The organism is Thiopseudomonas denitrificans (assembly GCF_002866065.1).
In the GTDB taxonomy this organism is placed as follows: Bacteria; Pseudomonadota; Gammaproteobacteria; order Pseudomonadales; family Pseudomonadaceae; genus Thiopseudomonas; species Thiopseudomonas denitrificans.
The window spans coordinates 63,243-81,272 of record NZ_LNJZ01000007.1 but is presented as its reverse complement, the minus strand read 5'-3'; the positions used below and the strand labels follow the sequence as shown (position 1 = coordinate 81,272).

19 protein-coding genes are annotated in these 18,030 nt (G+C 58.8%); 8 read left to right on the top strand and 11 right to left on the bottom strand.

The window, feature by feature from the left end; genetic code table 11:
• Positions 1 to 19: 19 nt before the first annotated feature.
• From AR306_RS06235 to AR306_RS06205, 7 genes are all read right to left on the bottom strand, one after another.
• Positions 20 to 304: a hypothetical protein gene (locus AR306_RS06235; protein WP_101496707.1), complete on the bottom strand. Its 285-nt coding sequence runs from the start codon at positions 302 to 304 to the stop codon at positions 20 to 22.
• Entirely contained in the window at positions 301 to 1,401 is a 1,101-nt protein-coding gene (locus tag AR306_RS06230) for an AI-2E family transporter (protein WP_101496706.1), read from the bottom strand. Before AR306_RS06230 ends, AR306_RS06235 begins: the two co-directional genes overlap by 4 nt.
• Before the next feature lie 76 nt (positions 1,402 to 1,477).
• Entirely contained in the window at positions 1,478 to 2,284 is an 807-nt protein-coding gene (locus tag AR306_RS06225; RefSeq protein ID WP_166627810.1) for a DUF4892 domain-containing protein, read from the bottom strand.
• Between the two features lie 41 nt (positions 2,285 to 2,325).
• Positions 2,326 to 3,192: an alpha/beta fold hydrolase gene (locus tag AR306_RS06220; RefSeq protein ID WP_101496704.1), complete on the bottom strand. Its 867-nt coding sequence runs from the start codon at positions 3,190 to 3,192 to the stop codon at positions 2,326 to 2,328.
• A 97-nt stretch (positions 3,193 to 3,289) separates the two neighbouring features.
• Positions 3,290 to 3,757 carry a phosphohistidine phosphatase SixA gene (sixA, locus tag AR306_RS06215; RefSeq protein WP_101496703.1) on the bottom strand — a complete coding sequence of 156 codons (468 nt, stop codon included), beginning with the start codon at positions 3,755 to 3,757 and terminating at the stop codon, positions 3,290 to 3,292.
• Positions 3,754 to 4,062 carry a DUF4389 domain-containing protein gene (locus AR306_RS06210; RefSeq protein ID WP_101496702.1) on the bottom strand — a complete coding sequence of 103 codons (309 nt, stop codon included), beginning with the start codon at positions 4,060 to 4,062 and terminating at the stop codon, positions 3,754 to 3,756. The genes sixA and AR306_RS06210 overlap by 4 nt, the downstream gene beginning before the upstream one ends.
• 2 nt (positions 4,063 to 4,064) lie before the next feature.
• Positions 4,065 to 5,093, bottom strand: a complete 1,029-nt coding sequence (locus AR306_RS06205; protein ID WP_101496701.1) for an NAD(P)H-dependent glycerol-3-phosphate dehydrogenase — start codon at positions 5,091 to 5,093, stop codon at positions 4,065 to 4,067.
• Positions 5,094 to 5,276: 183 nt separating this feature from the next.
• Between AR306_RS06205 and AR306_RS06200 the strand changes: the two genes are divergently transcribed.
• The 4 genes from AR306_RS06200 to AR306_RS06185 all read left to right on the top strand — a co-directional run bounded on the left by AR306_RS06200 (position 5,277) and on the right by AR306_RS06185 (position 9,621).
• Positions 5,277 to 5,963, top strand: coding sequence for a Crp/Fnr family transcriptional regulator (locus AR306_RS06200; protein ID WP_166627809.1), 687 nt, complete (start codon positions 5,277 to 5,279; stop codon positions 5,961 to 5,963).
• 167 nt (positions 5,964 to 6,130) lie between these two features.
• On the top strand, positions 6,131 to 7,156 hold the full coding sequence (locus tag AR306_RS06195) for a TAXI family TRAP transporter solute-binding subunit (protein ID WP_101496699.1): 1,026 nt from the start codon (positions 6,131 to 6,133) through the stop codon (positions 7,154 to 7,156).
• A 40-nt stretch (positions 7,157 to 7,196) separates the two neighbouring features.
• Complete coding sequence (locus AR306_RS06190) at positions 7,197 to 7,667, top strand: DUF1850 domain-containing protein (protein WP_166627808.1); 471 nt, start codon at positions 7,197 to 7,199, stop codon at positions 7,665 to 7,667.
• Positions 7,633 to 9,621: a TRAP transporter permease gene (locus AR306_RS06185; protein ID WP_101496697.1), complete on the top strand. Its 1,989-nt coding sequence runs from the start codon at positions 7,633 to 7,635 to the stop codon at positions 9,619 to 9,621. Before AR306_RS06190 ends, AR306_RS06185 begins: the two co-directional genes overlap by 35 nt.
• Before the next feature lie 176 nt (positions 9,622 to 9,797).
• Here AR306_RS06185 and AR306_RS06180 read toward each other — a convergent pair whose 3' ends face one another.
• The gene (locus tag AR306_RS06180) at positions 9,798 to 10,706 is read right to left on the bottom strand and encodes an AEC family transporter (RefSeq protein WP_101496696.1); all 909 of its coding nucleotides are present in this window, start codon (positions 10,704 to 10,706) and stop codon (positions 9,798 to 9,800) included.
• A gap of 327 nt (positions 10,707 to 11,033) precedes the next feature.
• Here AR306_RS06180 and fabA point away from each other — a divergent pair, with 327 nt between their 5' ends.
• Together fabA and fabB are read left to right on the top strand one after the other, a co-directional pair.
• Positions 11,034 to 11,549: a 3-hydroxyacyl-[acyl-carrier-protein] dehydratase FabA gene (fabA, locus tag AR306_RS06175; protein ID WP_101496695.1), complete on the top strand. Its 516-nt coding sequence runs from the start codon at positions 11,034 to 11,036 to the stop codon at positions 11,547 to 11,549.
• A gap of 12 nt (positions 11,550 to 11,561) precedes the next feature.
• Positions 11,562 to 12,779 carry a beta-ketoacyl-ACP synthase I gene (gene fabB / locus AR306_RS06170; RefSeq protein ID WP_101496694.1) on the top strand — a complete coding sequence of 406 codons (1,218 nt, stop codon included), beginning with the start codon at positions 11,562 to 11,564 and terminating at the stop codon, positions 12,777 to 12,779.
• 101 nt (positions 12,780 to 12,880) lie between these two features.
• Here the strand turns inward: fabB and AR306_RS06165 are convergent, their stop codons facing one another.
• Positions 12,881 to 13,867 carry a YhdH/YhfP family quinone oxidoreductase gene (locus tag AR306_RS06165; protein ID WP_101496693.1) on the bottom strand — a complete coding sequence of 329 codons (987 nt, stop codon included), beginning with the start codon at positions 13,865 to 13,867 and terminating at the stop codon, positions 12,881 to 12,883.
• A 24-nt stretch (positions 13,868 to 13,891) separates the two neighbouring features.
• Positions 13,892 to 14,911, bottom strand: coding sequence for a protease SohB (gene sohB / locus AR306_RS06160; protein WP_101496692.1), 1,020 nt, complete (start codon positions 14,909 to 14,911; stop codon positions 13,892 to 13,894).
• A gap of 226 nt (positions 14,912 to 15,137) precedes the next feature.
• Here sohB and AR306_RS06155 point away from each other — a divergent pair, with 226 nt between their 5' ends.
• Positions 15,138 to 15,452, top strand: coding sequence for an SCP2 sterol-binding domain-containing protein (locus AR306_RS06155; protein WP_101496691.1), 315 nt, complete (start codon positions 15,138 to 15,140; stop codon positions 15,450 to 15,452).
• A gap of 74 nt (positions 15,453 to 15,526) precedes the next feature.
• Here AR306_RS06155 and cysB read toward each other — a convergent pair whose 3' ends face one another.
• Complete coding sequence (gene cysB / locus AR306_RS06150; protein ID WP_101496690.1) at positions 15,527 to 16,501, bottom strand: HTH-type transcriptional regulator CysB; 975 nt, start codon at positions 16,499 to 16,501, stop codon at positions 15,527 to 15,529.
• Positions 16,502 to 16,598: 97 nt separating this feature from the next.
• On the opposite strand from cysB, the gene AR306_RS06145 reads away from it, so the two are divergent.
• Positions 16,599 to 17,315, top strand: a complete 717-nt coding sequence (locus tag AR306_RS06145) for a 4'-phosphopantetheinyl transferase family protein (RefSeq protein ID WP_101496689.1) — start codon at positions 16,599 to 16,601, stop codon at positions 17,313 to 17,315.
• Positions 17,316 to 18,030: the final 715 nt, after the last annotated feature.

Below are 18,030 nucleotides of genomic sequence, written 5' to 3'. Positions count from 1 at the left end.
CCGGTTCCGTAAGAGCCGGTCAGCGCCCTGCCCTGGACTCGCGTATGTAGAAACGGGCTTTTTGTGCCTTGCGCCGGCAGCCGGCATACCCCTCGAACTGTTGCTGTGTCTTGGCACCGGTGATCAGGGTCAGCGCCTTTGAATAGCTTACCGTACCGGCAAAGCCTTCGGCCTTGGCCAGGCTAAGCTCGTTCCAGGCGGCGTCCAGTTCGCTGGCGCAGGCCGCACGGTTATGGGTTTTGCCGGCACAGCCGGCGAGCAGCACGCCGGCTGCAACCAGCGCCAGGAGTCCTGTCTGTTTCATGTCTGTCTGTCCTCCCTGCCGGTTTCCATGTCGACCCGTTCCGGCAGTTGCAGTTGTTGTTCCGGCTGGCTGAGATGAATCCAGTCACTGACCAGGCTGTAGGCTACCGCCAACAGTACCGGGCCAAGAAATATCCCCATGAAGCCGAAGGCTATGATGCCACCAAATACGCCCATCAGTACCACAATCAGTGGCAGGTTACCGCCGCGGCTGATCAGGTAGGGTTTGAGGAAGTTGTCAACGCTGCTGATCACCACAAAGCCCCAGAGCAGCATGAAGATGCCCATGCCGTAGCTTTCCTGGAAGAATAGCCAGGCTGTGGCCGGTGCCCACACCAGTGGCGGCCCCATCGGGATGATGCTGAGACCGAAGGTGAAGATCGAGAGCAGGAAGGCACCGGGAACCCCGGCAATGCTGAAGCCGATAAAGGCCACGATCGCTTGGGCCATGGCCGTGCCGATGACGCCATTGACAACACGCCGGACCGTATCGGCCACCAACTCTATGTAATGGTCGGTGCGCTTGCGCATGATGGGCCGCACCAGGCTGCGCATGAAACCGGCCAGGCGCCTGCCGTCACGATAGAAGAAAAACACCAGCAGCAGGCTCAGCGCCAGCTCCAGCATGCCACCGGCCATGACGGCACTACGCCCGAGCAGCCAGTTGCCGAATTGCCCCAGATAGGGTTTGATCGTTGCGAAATACACCTCGCCCTGCGCGTCAAGTGTGTTCCAGAGATCATGCAGCCGCTCGCCCACCAGCGGAATGCGTGCCAGCCATTGCGGTTCGCTGGGCATGCCGCTGGTGCCGAAATCCTTCATCAGCTCCATGCCGTCACGGATGTAATCGGCAATGTTCAGGCCCAGCCAGACCAGCGGAATGGCGACCAGCAGCACCCAGATGCCGGTCAGCAGGGCGGCGGCCAGAGTGCTGTTGCCATGCAGCAGCCGGGTCAGGGTGAGCATCACCGGCCAGGTGGCGAAGGCCAGTACCGCCGCCCAGAACAGGGCGGAGAGAAACGGCGTTAGCACCCACAGGCAGGCGACCAGAAGCCCAAGGATCAGTAGCTGTGCTATCAGGCGGTCGCTTGTTTTCATGTGCGGGTCCTGTTGTAACGGGCCTGGTGTAAAGAGCCTGCCGGTGTTGTGTTCATGGTGCCGGAAAGCCGGGGCGTCAGGGCAGTACGTCCATCCGTGTGGCTGCTCCGGTTTCTTCGCCCAGCTCCATGCGTGTCGCACGAACTCCGGCACTGACCAGTTGTTCGCGCCAGCTGGCTGCCTGGGCACCACTCAGGACCACGCGCAGGGAGCTATCCCGGTTCAGTGCGCGAGCCAGCTGGGGAATTTCGGCACGGATTTCACCCTGGTTGCCGGTTAGTTCGAGGCGCTGGTCGGTTTGCAGTTGCAGCAAAAGCGTTGCCGCGGCCGGATAGAGTCCGTCAGGCAGCTCATCAGTCATGAATTGTTCAACATGCAACATGCCACGGCCGTTGCCGCGGGTCACCGCGTATAGGGCAAACAGCTCCTGCCCGCTGGCACCGGCCAGCAAGGCATACAGCTGGCGTTCATCCGGCCCGTAGAGCCGGGCGTTGTCAAAGACCGCGTTGGCCCACAGGTTGCTCGGGCCGCAGTCGCGTCCCTGGCACCAGTACAGCAGCCGTGCCCCTGCAGCCTGCAACAGTTCGCGCCCCTGGGTAAAGGCGCTATCGGCAGCATGTACGGCAGACAGTTGCCAGGTCGCGCGGTGACGTTCGCCACGCACCGTCAGCTCGTCGGAAAAGCGCAATTGGCCGCTGATTCTACGTACCGAACCCAGCGGGTAGATTTTTTCTGCCGGCTGTCCGGCAGTCTGCTCCAGCAAGCGGGAGTCCACCAGCGATGGCAGCTGACTGACGGCGTCCAGTACGGTCTGCGCGGCTGCCAGCGGACCGGCATAAAGAGTGCTGACAACAGCAAACAAGAAGCCAATTCGGATCGTCAATTCAACAATACTCCGTAGATGAAAATTTGCCGTGACGGCTGTCACCCGGCAAAAAAACCATTGAAACAATCGGCCACTGCCTGTGCACCCTGCTCGTCATTGACATGCAGGTGATGCCCGCCCGGCATCCGCTCCACCTGGATGTTCGGTTTGCCCAGATGGTCGAGGAAGTACACGAATTCAGGAATATTCAACAGCAACCCCTGCTCTGCCAGTACCAGTGACACCGGACACTCTAACGCATTTACAAAGGCCAGGGCATGGGCGTTGGTCAGGCGCAGTGGCGAGGGCAGCGTCAGGCGCTGGTCGGTATTCCAGCTGTAGCCGCCGGCCACCGGGCTCAGTCCGCGTGAGGCCAGCAGCTCCGCCGCCTGCTGACTGACCGCGATCAGGCCGCGCTTGCGGGCCTCGACCGCCTGTTCGATAGTGCTGTATACGGTTTTCTTTTTGTCGGCCAGCGCAATTTGCGCCAGCAGCGCTTCGCCGAGTTTTTTGGGCGAGTGTGCGGCTTCGCCGGTATCGGGAACCAGCCCGTCAATCAGTGCCAGGCGCTCAATGCGCTCGGGTACGGCGCCGGCAATCAGTACCGAAATGATACCGCCCAGTGAATGGCCCAGCAGGGAGAAGCGCTGCCAGCCAAGCTGATGTGCAGCCATCAGGGCGTCCAGCGCGTAGTCCCAGAGCTGATAACCGGCCCCGGGGCCGCGCCGGCCGGAGTGGCCGTGCCCGGCCATGTCCATGGCGACAATGCGCAATCCCTGCAGGCGCGGTGCCAGCAGTTCGAACGTCATGGCGTTATCCAGCCAGCCGTGCAGGGCGAGCACCGGCTTGCCGTTTTCGGGGCCATAGACGCGGGCGGCCAGATCGATGTGGGGGAGCTGGATGCGGATTTCTTCTACCTGGAACATGCGTTTTCCTTTTTTATATTTGTATTGGGTATGACACGGCGATGCAGCATCGCTTTTGAGCCCGGGAACATTCAGATGCACCTGGGCTTCTTGATTCTCACGTTCGCACTTGTGGGTGGTGCATGGCCTGCAAGCGCATCAGGCCGGCGATGACAAAGTCGCCCTCCAGGCAGGCAAGGCTGGCCGTGCCCAGTGGCAGCGGGTGAGCCAGAGTGCCGTCACATAGCCAGCTGCCAAGCAAGCCCACCAGTGGCTGGTGGCTGACCAGCAGCATGTCTGCGCCCGGCAGGCTATCCAGCTGCCGTACTACGCTTTGTACCGGCTCGTCAGGTACCAGCCAGGGAACGACCAGTGGAGTGGTTCCGCAACCGAGCGCCTCAAGCAGGACATCTGTTGTCTGTCTTGCCCGCACATAGGGGCTGCAAATGATCCGGGACAGAGATTGCCCTGCCAAGTGGCAGGCCATGTCCCTTACCTGTTGACGACCATGCTCGGTCAGCTCCCGCTCGGCATCACGACCGCGTGCAGGTGCAGCTTCTCCATGTCGCAATAGCCAGATCTTCATGTTGCAGGCCCGTTATCCGGATTTGCCCCGGGCTGCGGTTCCGGCCAGTCGGCCACTGGCCATGGCTTGTCATCGACCTGAAAGCTGGCAAAGCGGGCAATCTGTGCCAGGAAGCCGCCAAGGCCGCCGCCAAGCCTGGCCAGTCCGTCATGGGGTTTGCCCTTGAACAGCCGGTAAACCAGCTGTAACACGACAACCAGCATCAGTAAGGGAACGGCCAATTGCCACGCCAGTCCGTACAGCAGCATCCACGCCAGCCGGATAGCCAGCGCCTCACGTTCCAGTTTTTTTGCAGCAGACGCCATGATTACTCCGCAAATCCATCAGGTGAAATGAAATCGATATCGGTCTTTGGTTCGCCACTCATCAGGCCGCCAATGATTTTCTGTAGCGGGTAGCCCTCAAACAGGATGGCGTGCAGACCGTTGACCAGCGGCATGTAGACCTCCAGATCGGCGGCCTTCTGCTTCAGCACACGCAGGGTGTTGACCCCCTCGGCCACCTCGCCCAGTTGCTCGACCGCCTGCTCCAGCGGCACGCCCTGCCCCAGCGCAAAACCAACCTGATAGTTGCGGCTTTTTGACGAAGTGCAAGTGGCAATCAGGTCGCCAACGCCCGACAGCCCGAGGAAGGTCATCGGGTTGGCCCCCATTTTCATGGCAAACCGGGTCATTTCGGCCAGCGCCCGGGTAATCAGCATGCTCTTGGTGTTTTCACCCATGCCCATGGCGGCAGCCATGCCGGCAATGATCGCGTAGACGTTCTTCAGTGCGCCGCCCAGTTCGACACCAAAACGGTCCTTGCTGGCATATACCCTGAACGTATCGCCGTGCAGCACCTGCTGCACGCGGCTGCACAGCTCCTCGTGTTCGCTGGCGACCACCGTGGCGGTCAGGGCGCGATCGGCAATTTCACGGGCCAGATTGGGGCCCGACAGTACACCGATCAGTGCCTGTGGTGCCACCTGTTCAAGAATCTGGCTCATCAGCAGAAAGGTGTCAGCCTCGATGCCCTTGGTAGTGCTGACCAGCATCTTGCCGGCCAGCTGCCCGCTGCAGGGTGCGAGCACCGAGCGCAGTGCCATGGACGGCAAGGCAACGAACACCAGCTCGCACCTTTGCAACACGCTGGCAAGGTCGGTGGTCGGCTGGACGTACGGGCCGAGGTCGAGATCCTTCAGGTAGCGCGGGTTTCGTCCGCTTTCCCGGATCGCCGCCGCCTGCGCGGCGTCCCGCATCCACAGCATGACCGGATAGCCGTTGGCAGCAAGCAAGCTTGCTACTGCCGTGCCAAAGCTTCCGCCACCCAGAACGGCTACGGGTTGTTTGACTGTCATTCCATTCCTCTCTTTACCCCTGGCAATGTGCAGGCATTATAGGGTCACACTTCCCCATAACCAACAAGTTTACCCGTCACCGGGCTGTCTGTGGCTTTGTAACCTCATGCCGGCTTCATGCTAAACTTGCACGATCATATTGTTTCATTCGCACAAAGTTACGTTACAACTCAAGGATTCCACATGGGTTTTTCCTCGCGCTATGTCCAGTTGCATGGCAATCCCCTGTTCAGCCAGCTGACTGCTGAAGAACAAGACAGGCTTAAAGAGCGTGCGGAAATACTCAGCCTTGCCCGGGGAGACTACATCTACCAGCAGGGTGATGTCGCCCGGTACTTTGGCTTTGTTCTGTCCGGTTCGCTCAAGCTGTACCGCCTGACCCAGGATGGCCAGGAAAAGGTTTTCAGGATCCTCAATACCGGTGATCAGCTGGCCGAAGGCATGCTGTTCTCCATCCATGCCATTTACCACTTTACAGCCATGGCGGTTGAAAATACCGAGGTCCTGCTGTTTCCGCTGGAAGAGTATCGCGAGGTCATCCTGGGCAACAGCGAGCTGAGCCTTGCCCTGCTCTCCACGCTGGCCCAGATGGAGCAGGACAGTCTGGAAACCCTGGAAATATTGTCGTTCAAGAAATCCATTGACCGCGTGGTCCGCTACCTGGTCGGCCGTGCCCTCAGTTCATGCAGCCGCTGCATGGCACCAAAGTTTGAGCTGCCCGCGACCAAGCGGCTGATTGCCAGCCAGTTGTCAATCCAGCCGGAAACGCTATCGCGCGTCCTCAACCAGCTGGAGCGCAAAGGCCTGCTGCTGCTGGAAGGCCGGCAGATCTGCATCCTCGACCTGGAAAAGCTGTTGACCCACGAATAGCCGGCAAAACTGTGATAAACAGTCCTACCCTGCCGGCCTGTTGTGCTAAAGTCATTTTGTCACTGAATGTGTACCAATAATCACAAAGGCGTGCGGACAACCGCAAGTACCTGTTGTCATCCCATGCCGGCTGTACAATCCCGACTTTGCATACAAGGTGAAACAACATGAAAAAAACTCTGCGTACCAGCATTGGCATGCTCGCCCTGGCCGGCCTGATCACGGCCTGTTCCGACGACTCCGGCAGCAAACAGGCCCAGAGCGCAGCCGCGCCGGCCAGCACCGGTACGGCTGCCGCCCCGGCAGCCGACAACAAGCTTGAAACCCGTTTTGCCACCATCGCCACTGGCGGTGCTTCCGGTCCCTATAACATCATTGCCACCACCATGGGTGAAATTTTCAACAAGACCTATGGTGTCAACTCAAAAACCCAGACCACTGGTGCCTCAGTGGAAAACGTTAACCTGATGGCGCAGAACAAGGTCGAACTGGCCTTCCTGATGAGCGACGTGCTCAGCGATGCGCTGGCCGGTGAAGGCAGCTTCCAGGCACCGGTCACCAACGTGCAGCAGATTGCAGCCCTGTATCCGAACTATGTACAGATCGTCACCTCGAAGAAAAGCGGCATCAAGACGCTGGAGGACCTGCGCGGGAAGCGTGTAGCTGTTGGCGCGCAGAACTCCGGCGTGGAAGTGAACGCACGCAACCTGCTGAACGGCCACGATATCGCCTATGGCGACCTGAGGGTCGACTATCTGGGCTATGCCGAAGCGGCCGATGCCCTGAAAGCCGGCAAGCTGGACGCAGCCTTCCTCACCAGCGGCCTGCCCAATGCATCCCTGCTAGAGCTGGAACAGAGCTTCGACCTGCAAATGGTCAGCATCAAGCCGGAAAACATCGCCCGTATTGCCGAGGACAAGAGCTATTTTGTCTCGCTGGAAATTCCTGCCGGTACCTACGGCAACGACGAGCCGGTAGCCACTGCCGCGATCATGAACGCGCTGGCCGTACGCTCGGACCTGTCGCAGGAAGACGTCTACAAACTGACCAAGACTTTCTTCGAGAGCCTGCCCCAGTTGCGTAACTCGCACCAGGCGATGAACGATGTTTCCGTCGAGACAGCCCAGCAGGGGCTGGTTGCTCCATTGCACCCAGGTGCACAGCAATACTATGACGAGCTGGCGGCGGACTGATTCCCGGCACAGCAAAAAATGGCCGGGCATCCTCACAGGATTGTCCGGCCTTTTTGTTCTGGCAGCCCTGTTATGGCCAGTCGACAGCATCGGGCTGTCGGTGGCCGGACAAACGTGTCGCCTGCCGGACAGCGGCTTTGCCCTGCAGTGGCAACATTCGGTGGAAAAGGAAGACTGGCGCGAGGATTATCGCCGCAGCGGCAGCAAGCTGCTTCTGACCCGCAGCCGCTTCAAGACCTACGGTGCCGGCACGCCCAGTGACGGCAACCTGCATGGCGGGAGCAGCGGGCTGGTCGACTATCAGGTCAACCGGCTGCTGAACGAACTTGACTGGGTTGTATCGGGTAACGTGCAATCCACACTCTGGATAAACCAGCAGGCATGGCCGGTACATGCCTGGTTTGATGACTATACCGTGCTTGGCTTCAGGGTCAGGCGGACCCCTTTTGGGCAAATTTTACTGATGGATTCATGTCATGACCTCTTCAGACAAGGACATAACCCCGGCTAATACCGAACAGGAATTGCTGGAAAAATTTGACCGCGCCTCGGTGCTGCGAAATATCAGCAGCAAACCGGTGGCCTGGCTGGTTTTCTGGCTGTCGGTGGCCTACTCGGCATTTCACCTCTATATCACCTACAACCCGATGCCGGAGCTGCTGCAGCGTAGCGCCCACGTGGCAATCGGCCTGTGCCTGATCTTCTTTCTGTATCCGGCGCGTCAGAGCACCAGCCGTAGCCGCGTCAGTCTGGTCGACTGGCTACTGGTACTGGCCAGCGCTGCCAGTTTCGGTTATCTGGCACTGGAATATCAGGCCATCATGACTACCCGGGGCGGCATTCCCAATACCCTGGACATCGCCTTTTCCATTCTTACCGTGGTACTGGTGATCGAGGGCACCCGCCGCATCATGGGCTGGATGCTGCCCATTCTGGCTTTGGTGTTTCTGGCCTATCCCTTCATCAGCCATTTCGACTTCATGCCGGACCGCCTGCTGACCCGCGCCTTTGACATGGGCGACATCTTCGGCCAGATGTACCTGAAAACCGAGGGCCTGTACTCGACCGCCATCGGAGCATCGGTGACATTCATCTTCCTGTTCATCCTGTTTGGCGCCTTCCTCGCCAAGTCCGGCATGGGTCAGCTGTTCAACGACCTGGCCATGGCACTGGCCGGCCACAAGCAGGGTGGTCCGGCCAAGGTGGCGGTGATCTCCAGCGGTTTCATGGGCAGCATCAACGGCACTGCCGTAGCCAACGTGGTGGGCACCGGTGCTTTCACCATTCCGCTGATGAAGAAGATCGGTTACGACAAGAACTTTGCCGGCGCGGTGGAGGCCAGCGCCTCGGTCGGTGGCCAGATCCTGCCGCCGATCATGGGAGCCAGCGCCTTCATCATGGCCGAAACCACCGGCGTCAGCTACGGCAGCATCGCGCTGGCCGCCCTGCTGCCCGCCCTGCTCTATTATCTCGGCGTGATCGCCCAGGTGCACTTCTGTGCCGGCCGGGAAAACCTCAAGGGTATCCCCAAGGCCGACCTGCCACGAGTGATGGAAGTGCTCAAGGAGCGCGGCCACCTGCTGATCCCCATCGTTGCGCTGGTGGTGCTGCTGTTCAAGTCGGTGCCAGTCAGCTTTGCCGCCTTCTACACCATCATCATCACCATCATTATCAGCAGCCTGCGCAAGAGTACCCGCATGTCGATCAGCGACATCTTCGAAGCCATGGCCGACGGTGCGCGTCAGTCGCTGTCGGTGATGGTGGCCTGTGCCGTGGTGGGTATCATCATCGGCGTGGTCAGCCTGACCAGTTTCGGCAGCGTGATGACCTCGTCCATCATGAGCATCGGTGCAGGCTCGCTGATGCTGACCCTGGTATTCACCATGCTGGCCTCGATGATTCTCGGTATGGGCCTGCCGTCCATTCCGGCCTATATCATCACCGCCACCATGGCCGCTCCGGCGCTGGCCAACTTCGACGTACCGGTGCTGGTTGCCCACATGTTCGTGTTCTACTTCGGCCTGTTTGCCAACATCACTCCGCCGGTAGCGCTGGCCGCCTTTGCCGGTGCCGGCATTGCCGGTGGTGACCCCATGCGTACCGGCTTCATTTCGCTGCGTCTGGCACTGGCCGGTTTCATCGTGCCCTTCCTGTTCGTCTACAACCCGGCGATGATGATGATCGACGTCACCGGCCTGCCGATGAATGCCCGCGAGTTCCCGCTGCCACCGGTGTGGGACATCATTTCCATCAGTTTCACCTCGATTGTCGGCATCATTGCTCTCGGGGCGGCAGTGGAAGGCTACCTGAAAACACCGCTGTCACCCCTGGTGCGCCTGATCCTGGCAGCCGGTGCGTTGATGATGATCATCCCGGAAACCTATACAGATATCGCCGGCATCATCGTGGTGGCACTGGTAGCCGCCTGGAATTGGCGCAGTGCCAGGCAGAGTGCGGTGTCATAAGGCAATCATCACATCCAGGCCACGACCATCTATATGTCCGAATTTATTCGGACATATACGGTATTGGGTGAGTCGTGGCAGGAAAGGATGTGTAAATTCATTTGCACAAGGCCCAAGGCCCGGCGATGCCGGGCCTTGTCCGGATAAATCCGGACCTACAGTGACGCACATGGCCCTCAACCCGGCAACAAACTCAGCACCAGCGGCAAAGTGACCGCTGCCAGCAGCGTTTGCATGGTGATGATGCCGGCCATCAGTTCGCTGTCCCCGTCCATCTGGCGGGTCAGTATGTAAGCGGTAGGTGCTGTCGGCAGGGCAAAAAAGATCACCATCAGTGCTGCCGCCTGGGCTGGAACCCCCAAAAGCCAGCCCAGCATTCCGCAGGCTGCCGGTACCAGCAACAGCCGGGCCAGGCTATTGACCAGCATGGCCGAACGCTCGCCAAGCAAGCCGGCGGGCTGCAAGGCCGCGCCCACGCACAGCAGTCCTAGTGGCAGGCTGCCGGCCCCGAGCATGCCCATCAGGTTGTCACTGCCCAGTGGCATGCCGATTCCGGACAGATTGAGCGCAATCCCCAGCAGGCATGCCTGGATCAGCGGGTTCTTCAGGATTGGCCTCGCCATGTGCCAGGGGCTCAGTCCCTGCCCGGATGCCAGTGCCCAGACTGACAGGAAGTTCAGCACCGGAATTTTCACCGCCATGATGATGGCGGCAATCGCCAGCCCTTCCGCGCCATAAAAGGCACTGACCATGGCCAACCCAAGGTAGGTATTGAAACGCAAGGCACCCTGTACCAGTACGCCAAAGCGTGCGGCGGGCCAGTGCCGATAACAGCGTAACAGCAACAACAGGCACCAGATGCCGCCGGTGCAAAGCAGTGCCAGCAAGGCGATTTTCGGCAAGTCAGGGCTGGAAAACGGGGCTTTCACCATGCTGTTGACCAGCAACGCCGGAAACAAGATGAAATAGTTCAGTCGTTCCGCGCCATTCCAGAACCCCTGCTCCAGAAAGCGCCCCCTGCGCAGCAAATAGCCAAACAGGATCAGGGCGAAAATGGGCCACAAGGGATACAGGACGTTGTGCATGGTGCTTCCGTGTTCAGGTGCGTGATCGGGCCGGCATCATGGCAGGCCGGTAACGCTTGCCATCCTGCCTGCAGACAGATGCTTCCGGCAAGCCCTGTCCATGAATAGCGCAAATCTGATGTGACCCGGAACCCGGAGTGGCTGTCTATGTTGTTCAGTACAGGGGAACAAAGCGGCCGCGTTACTGCTGCAAGCAGCCGCAGGCACCTTAAGTTCTATGGATTTTTTCATGGTTTTACCGCTACCATGGCGCAGTTATCAAACTGAAACCTGCCTGATGGCAACCGAAACACCCAATATTTGCAAGGCGCATAACGAGGAGCAAGCATGAGCAAACAGAATTCATTTACCTACGAAGAGCTGCTTCAATGCAGTCGTGGCGAACTCTTCGGTCCGGGTAATGCACAGCTGCCTGCGCCGAACATGCTCATGATTGACCGCATCAGCCACATCTGTGACACCGGCGGCAAATTCGGCAAGGGCGAGATCGTTGCCGAGCTGGATATCAACCCTGACTTGTGGTTCTTCGGTTGCCACTTCGAAGGCGACCCCGTCATGCCCGGCTGTCTGGGCCTGGATGCCATGTGGCAGCTGGTCGGTTTTTACCTCGGCTGGCAGGGCAACCCCGGCCGCGGCCGCGCCCTGGGCTCGGGTGAAGTCAAGTTCTTTGGCCAGGTGCTGCCCACCGCAAAGAAAGTCACCTACAACATTCACATCAAGCGCACCATCAACCGCTCGCTGATCCTGGCCATTGCCGATGGCACGGTCAGCGTGGATGGCCGTGAAATCTACAGCGCTGAAGGCCTGCGTGTGGGCCTGTTCACCTCCACCGATTCTTTTTAAGGGATAGAGAGTATGCGTCGTGCAGTTATCACCGGTATTGGCATTGTCTCCTGCATCGGTACCGACAAGGCCACAGTCATTGAAAGCCTGCGTACCGGGCGCTCCGGTATCCGTTTCAATCCATCCTATGCCGAAGCCGGCCTGCGCAGTCAGGTTTCCGGTTCGGTCGATATCAACCTCGAAGAGCTGATTGACCGCAAAGTGTTGCGCTTCATGGGTGATGCCGCCGCATTTGCCTATTTGTCCATGCAGCAGGCCATCGAAGACAGTGGCCTGAGCGAAGAGCAGGTATCCAACCCGCGTACCGGCCTGATTGCCGGCTCCGGCGGTGCCTCCACCCAGAACCAGATGGAAGCCATAGACACCTTGCGTGAAAAAGGCGTCAAGCGTGTCGGCCCCTACCGTGTCACCCGCACCATGGGCAGCACCGTTTCCGCCTGTCTGGCCACCCCTTTCAAAATCAAGGGCGTCAACTACTCCGTATCCTCGGCCTGTGCCACCAGTGCCCATTGTATTGGCCAGGCAGTTGAACAAATTCAGCTGGGTAAACAAGATGTTGTCTTCGCCGGTGGCGGTGAAGAAGAACACTGGAGCCAGAGCTGCCTGTTCGACGCCATGGGTGCCCTGTCCACCCAGTACAACGAAACCCCGGACAAAGCTTCCCGTGCCTACGACGCCAACCGTGACGGTTTTGTCATTGCCGGCGGTGGCGGCATGGTGGTGGTCGAAGAGCTGGAGCACGCCCTGAAGCGCGGCGCCAAGATCTATGCCGAAATCGTTGGCTACGGTGCCACCTCCGATGGTTATGACATGGTTGCCCCGAGCGGTGAAGGTGCCGAGCGCTGCATGCAGCAGGCCATGGCCGGCATTGACGCTCCTATCGACTACATCAATACCCACGGCACCTCCACCCCGGTCGGTGACGTCGCCGAGCTGAAAGCCATCCGCGCCGTGTTTGGCGACAAGGCACCGAAAATCAGCTCAACCAAGAGCCTGACCGGCCACTCCCTGGGTGCCACCGGCGTACAGGAAGCCATCTACTCCCTGCTGATGATGGAAAACGACTTCATTGCCGGTTCCGTCAACGTGGACGAGCTGGATGAAGCCGCCCAGGGCTTGCCGATTGTCACCAAAACCGAAGAAGGCGTGAAGCTCGACACCATCATGAGCAACAGCTTCGGCTTTGGCGGCACCAACGCCACACTGGTACTGAAGCGTTACGAAGGCTGATTGCGGTCTTCACCCGAACAAAAATCCCGCTGCATGCAGCGGGATTTTTTATGGATGGATAACATTGGTTGCCCCGATGCAGCAGGCGCCAGATGTTTGCCCTAACCTATGACATTCACCAGCACCCTGCCCTTCTGATGTCCTGCCAGGATCCTGGCAATGGCCTGTGGCGTGTCTTCCAGGCTGATCTCGTCAACCAGGGGCTCAAGATCCATCTTCCATTGCAGCGACAGCATGTCCCACATCGACGCCTTGGCCACCAGCGGCAACTCGACCGAATCGACGCCGAGCAGGTTGGCGCCCCGCAGGATGAACGGAAAGACATTACCGTTAAAGTGCGTACCGGCGGTCAGCCCGCAACAGGCCACACTGCCACCATAGTTGAGTGACTTGACCACATTGAACAGGACATCCCCGCCAACCGTATCCACCGCGGCGGCCCAGCGGCTTTTCAGCATTGGCCGGTCGGTGCCCTCGCCCAGTTCGGCACGGTCGATCACCTCGGCAGCGCCGAGTTCCTGCAAAAATGGAATCTGGTCTGCCTTGCCGGTTGCCGCGACCACCCGATAACCCAGCTGTGACAGCAGTTTCACCGCAACCGAGCCAACCCCGCCGGTGGCACCGGTAACCAGCACATCGCCATCACCGGTCTGCAAGCCGGCACGTACCAGCTTGTACACACAAAGCCCGGCCGTGAAGCCGGCCGTGCCCAGAATCATCGCCTCGCGCAGGCTCAGCCCGGCAGGGCGCTTGATCAGCCAGCTGGCCGGAACACGAATGTAATCAGCCAGGCCACCATAGGTGTTCATGCCCAGGTCATAGCCGGTGACGATGACTTCGTCACCGGGCACAAAGCCTTCCGCTGTCGAATGTTCGACTACTCCGGCGGCATCAATTCCCGGCGTATGCGGAAAGTTTCTGGTCACACCGCGATTGCCGGTGGCCGACAGGGCATCCTTGTAGTTCAGGGATGAATAATGCACACGCACCAGCACCTCGCCTGCCGGCAACTCGTCCAGATCACGCCGGATGACCTGCTGTTTGAACTGCGGCTCTTCAGTGACCCACAATGCACGATAAGTTGTCATTCGCTTTACCTCTTGTATTGTTCTTTAATGCCAGAAGCCCTGTTGCAAGCGCTGCCAGAGTCGTGTTGCGACATTATCGGCGGTGCTGGCGGCAGCCAGGCCGATGCGCTCCTGCAGGTTCTTCCGGAAGCTATAGCTGACCTGGAACACGCTGGCTTCCCGGGCACGTTGCACCAGATATTGGTCGCTGGTGCTGATTTCGTCTACTAGCTGTTTGGCCAGCGCGTCAGTGCCCAGCCAGACCTCCCCCGTTGCCACCGTGGCCATGTCCAGTTGTGGCCGGTAGCGGGCAACAAAATTCTTGAACAGGTCGTGGGTGGTTTGCAGGTCCTGCAAAAATTTGGCCCGGCCCTGTTCGGTGTTCTCGCCCATGAAGGTCAGCGTGCGCTTGTACTCACCCGCAGTCAGTACCTCCACGTCGATATCGTTCTTCTTTAGCAGGCGATGAATGTTGGGCATCTGTGCCACCACGCCGATCGAACCGAGCACGGCAAAGGGTGCGCTGAGGATCTTGTTGCCGATACAGGCCATCATGTAGCCGCCGCTGGCGGCCACCTTGTCGACACAGACCGTCAAAGGAATCTGGGCATCGCGGATACGGGCCAGTTGCGAGGATGCCAGACCATAGCTGTGCACCATGCCGCCACCGCTTTCCAGGCGGAGCACCACCTCGTCATCCTTGCCGGCCAGACTCAGTACTGCGGTGACTTCCTGGCGCAGGCTGTCGGTGGCCGAGGCGCGGATATCGCCGTCAAAATCCAGCACAAACACCCTGGGTTTGCTGACCGGGTTTTTCTTGTCATGTTTCTCTTGCTGCTTGCGCTGTTTGGCCAGCTTTTTCAACTCGGCCTTGTCCAGCACTGCGGCTTGCATGCCCTCCCTGATGTCATCGAGGCGTTCGTTGATCGAGCGCACTTCAAGCTCGCCCTCCTTGCTGCGCTGCCGGCCCTTGAGCCCGGCGACAGTAATCAGGAGCACTACAAGAACAATAAGCACAGTCGCAGCACGCAGCAGAAAACCCGCATAATCCAGTAAAAAATCCACTTGACCCCCAGCCTGCAATATCAATCAAAGAGCATGATTGTACCTGCAATGGAGAAAAAGCGGGGGCCTGCCATGTTGCGGAAGCCCTTGCGGACAAGATTTCAAACAATCGTATGAAATTGTTTGACAGCCGCGATACCAGCCCCTAACCTTGCCCTGTCAAACGCCGCAAACCCGCGGCATCTACCCTTGGCGCCCAGGCGCAACTTCGAGAAAGGAAAATAAAATGAGCTCAGTTGCTGATCACATCAAGACCTATACCGAGCGTTTCAACGCTGCTGCTGCTGCTGGCCTGGATCTGGTGTTCCAGTTCAACATCGAAGACGCCGGCAATTACAACCTGACCGTCAAGGATGGCGCCTGTAATGTGCAGGAAGGTGACAACGCCGACGCCAACGTAACCCTGATCATGGATGCAGAGACCTTTCAGGGTCTGGCCAGTGGCGAGACCGATGGCATGCAGGCCTTCATGATGGGCAAGCTGCGCACCGAAGGCGACATGATGCTGGCCATGAAGCTGAACGAACTGTTCCCCGGCTAACAGCAGCACGGGTATAAAAAACGCAGCTCCGGGCTGCGTTTTTTATTGCGCTCTGGCCGGTCGGTTTCAGCCACCTAGTAGACGGGCAGCTCCATGTCGGCAAACAGCTCGTCACGCTCCTTTTGGTCACGGCACTGGATGGCTTCCTGCTGGATGCGCACCGTCAGATGGGGGGCGAACTGTTCGATGAAGGCCGACATGTAGCCGCGTAAAAAGGTGCCGCGACGGAAAGCAATTCTGGTCACGCTGGACTCGAACAGGTGGCTGGCATCCAGCACCACCAGGTCACTGTCCTGACGCGGGTCCACCGCCATGCCGGCAACGATACCGACCCCCAGGCCAAGGCGCACATAGGTCTTGATCACGTCGGCATCGGCAGCAGTGAATACCACCTTGGGCGTCAGACCCTTCAGGCTGAACGCTTCGTCCAGTTTGGAGCGTCCGGTAAAGCCGAACACGTAGGTCACGATTGGATGCTCGGCCAGCTGCTCAAGGGTAATCTTCTCTACACCGGCCAGCGGATGATTCTTTGGTACCACCACACAGCGGTTCCAGCGGTAACAGGGCATGGTGATCAGTTCGGGGAACGCCTCCAGCCCTTCGGTGGCAATGGCAAAGTCCACCGCACCATCGGCAGCCATCTCGGCAATTTGCGCCGGTGTGCCCTGGTTCATGTGCAGGGACACTTCCGGATAATCCTGCATGAAGCTGCTGATCACCGGTGGCAATGCATAACGCGCCTGGGTATGAGTGGTGGCAACCGCCAGCACCCCTTCCCGCTCGTTGGAAAATTCGTTGGCAATCTGCTTGATCTGTTCGCATTTGCGTAAAATCTCGCCGGCCACGGCAATGACCTGTTCACCAGCGGCAGTGATATGCGAAAGGTGTTTGCCACTGCGGGCAAAGATCTCCACGCCCAGCTCGTCCTCCAGCAGGCGGATTTGCTTGCTGATGCCTGGCTGGGAGGTATACAGCACCTGTGCGGTTGCTGATACATTCAATCCGTTGCGGGACACTTCCCAGATATAACGCAGCTGTTGTAATTTCATGGTTGCCTCGGGATTGTTATAATACAGCGCTCTTATAATAATAGCTGTTCAAAAAAGACAATCTTATAACGAAAAGTCATTCCAGCCAAGCACGATCATGCCTTCATCCCCTATTCGTCCCGGTTTTATTCAAACACTGGCGTGCAACTGGCCTTTCACGGTCAGTCTGCCAGGTTGCCAACTGGTGACGGCATGCTTTGATCCGGCTGCCTCCCGTGAACAGGATCTGCTTGATCACGGCTTGCAACCCTCTGGCAGCAACCGCAAACGGCAAGGCGAATTCCTGGCCGGCCGCCTCTGCGCCGCACAGGCGCTTGGCCAGAACGGACAATGCGCCTCGTTACCGACGCGCGACAGTGATACGGGCTTGCCGGTCTGGCCTGATGGCTGGTGTGGCTCCATTACCCACAGTCATGGCCTGGCGGCAGCCATTGCCGGCCCCACAACACAATGGAGCGGGCTGGGACTGGACATCGAGCGGCTCATCAGCCCAAAGCGCGCCCTGCGCCTGTGCGATGCAATCCTGACCCCCGACGAACAACACTGGTTGCATGATTTAAGCGAAGATGAAGCCGCCCGGCGACTGACACTGATCTTCTCCGCCAAGGAAAGCCTGTACAAGGCCATCAACCCGCTCACCAGAACATATTTCGGCTTCCAGGATGCCCGGATCACCGAATACGCACAGGACGGCTGGCTGACCCTGCAACTGCTGCGCGACCTGTCGGATACGTACCACAGCGGCATGGAATTCCCCTGCCTGTGGACCCCTTACGGCCACGGCATGCTGACGCTGGTGTATCTGTCAGCCTGATCAACTTTGATTTTAAGCAAGAACAGCTCGTACCCTTGCACTGTTGTAGGTCCGGATTTATCCAGACAAAGCCCGACTTTGCCGGGCCATGGGGCTCATGCCCAAATGAACTCACGTATCCTTTCCTGCCACCACTCACCATTACTGAACATGTCCGAATAAATTCGGACCTACAGGTACACACGGGATACAGAGACCTACACAACAACAGCAGCCCGACCCTGCCAGGACATGGGGCTCATGTACAAATGAACTCAGGCATCCTTTCCCGTCTCCATTCATCAATACCGCACATGTCCGAATAAATTCGGGCCTACAGGTACACACGGGATACAGAGACGTACACAACAACAGCAGCCCGACCCTGCCAGGACATGGGGCTCATGTACAAATGAACTCACGCATCCTTTCCCGTCTCCATTCATCAATTCCGCACATGTCCGAATAAATTCGGGCCTACAGGTACACACGGGATACAGAGACGTACACAACAACAGCAGCCCGACCCTGCCAGGACATGGGGCTCATGTACAAATGAACTCACGCATCCTTTCCCGTCTCCATTCATCAATTCCGCACATGTCCGAATAAATTCGGACCTACAGGTACACACGGGATGCAGAGACCTACACAGCGACAGCAGCCCGGCACAGCCGGGCCACCCCCTCCCCAACACCTGGGTGTATCAGCAGGGTGGCAGAGGCCGAAGCCAGGC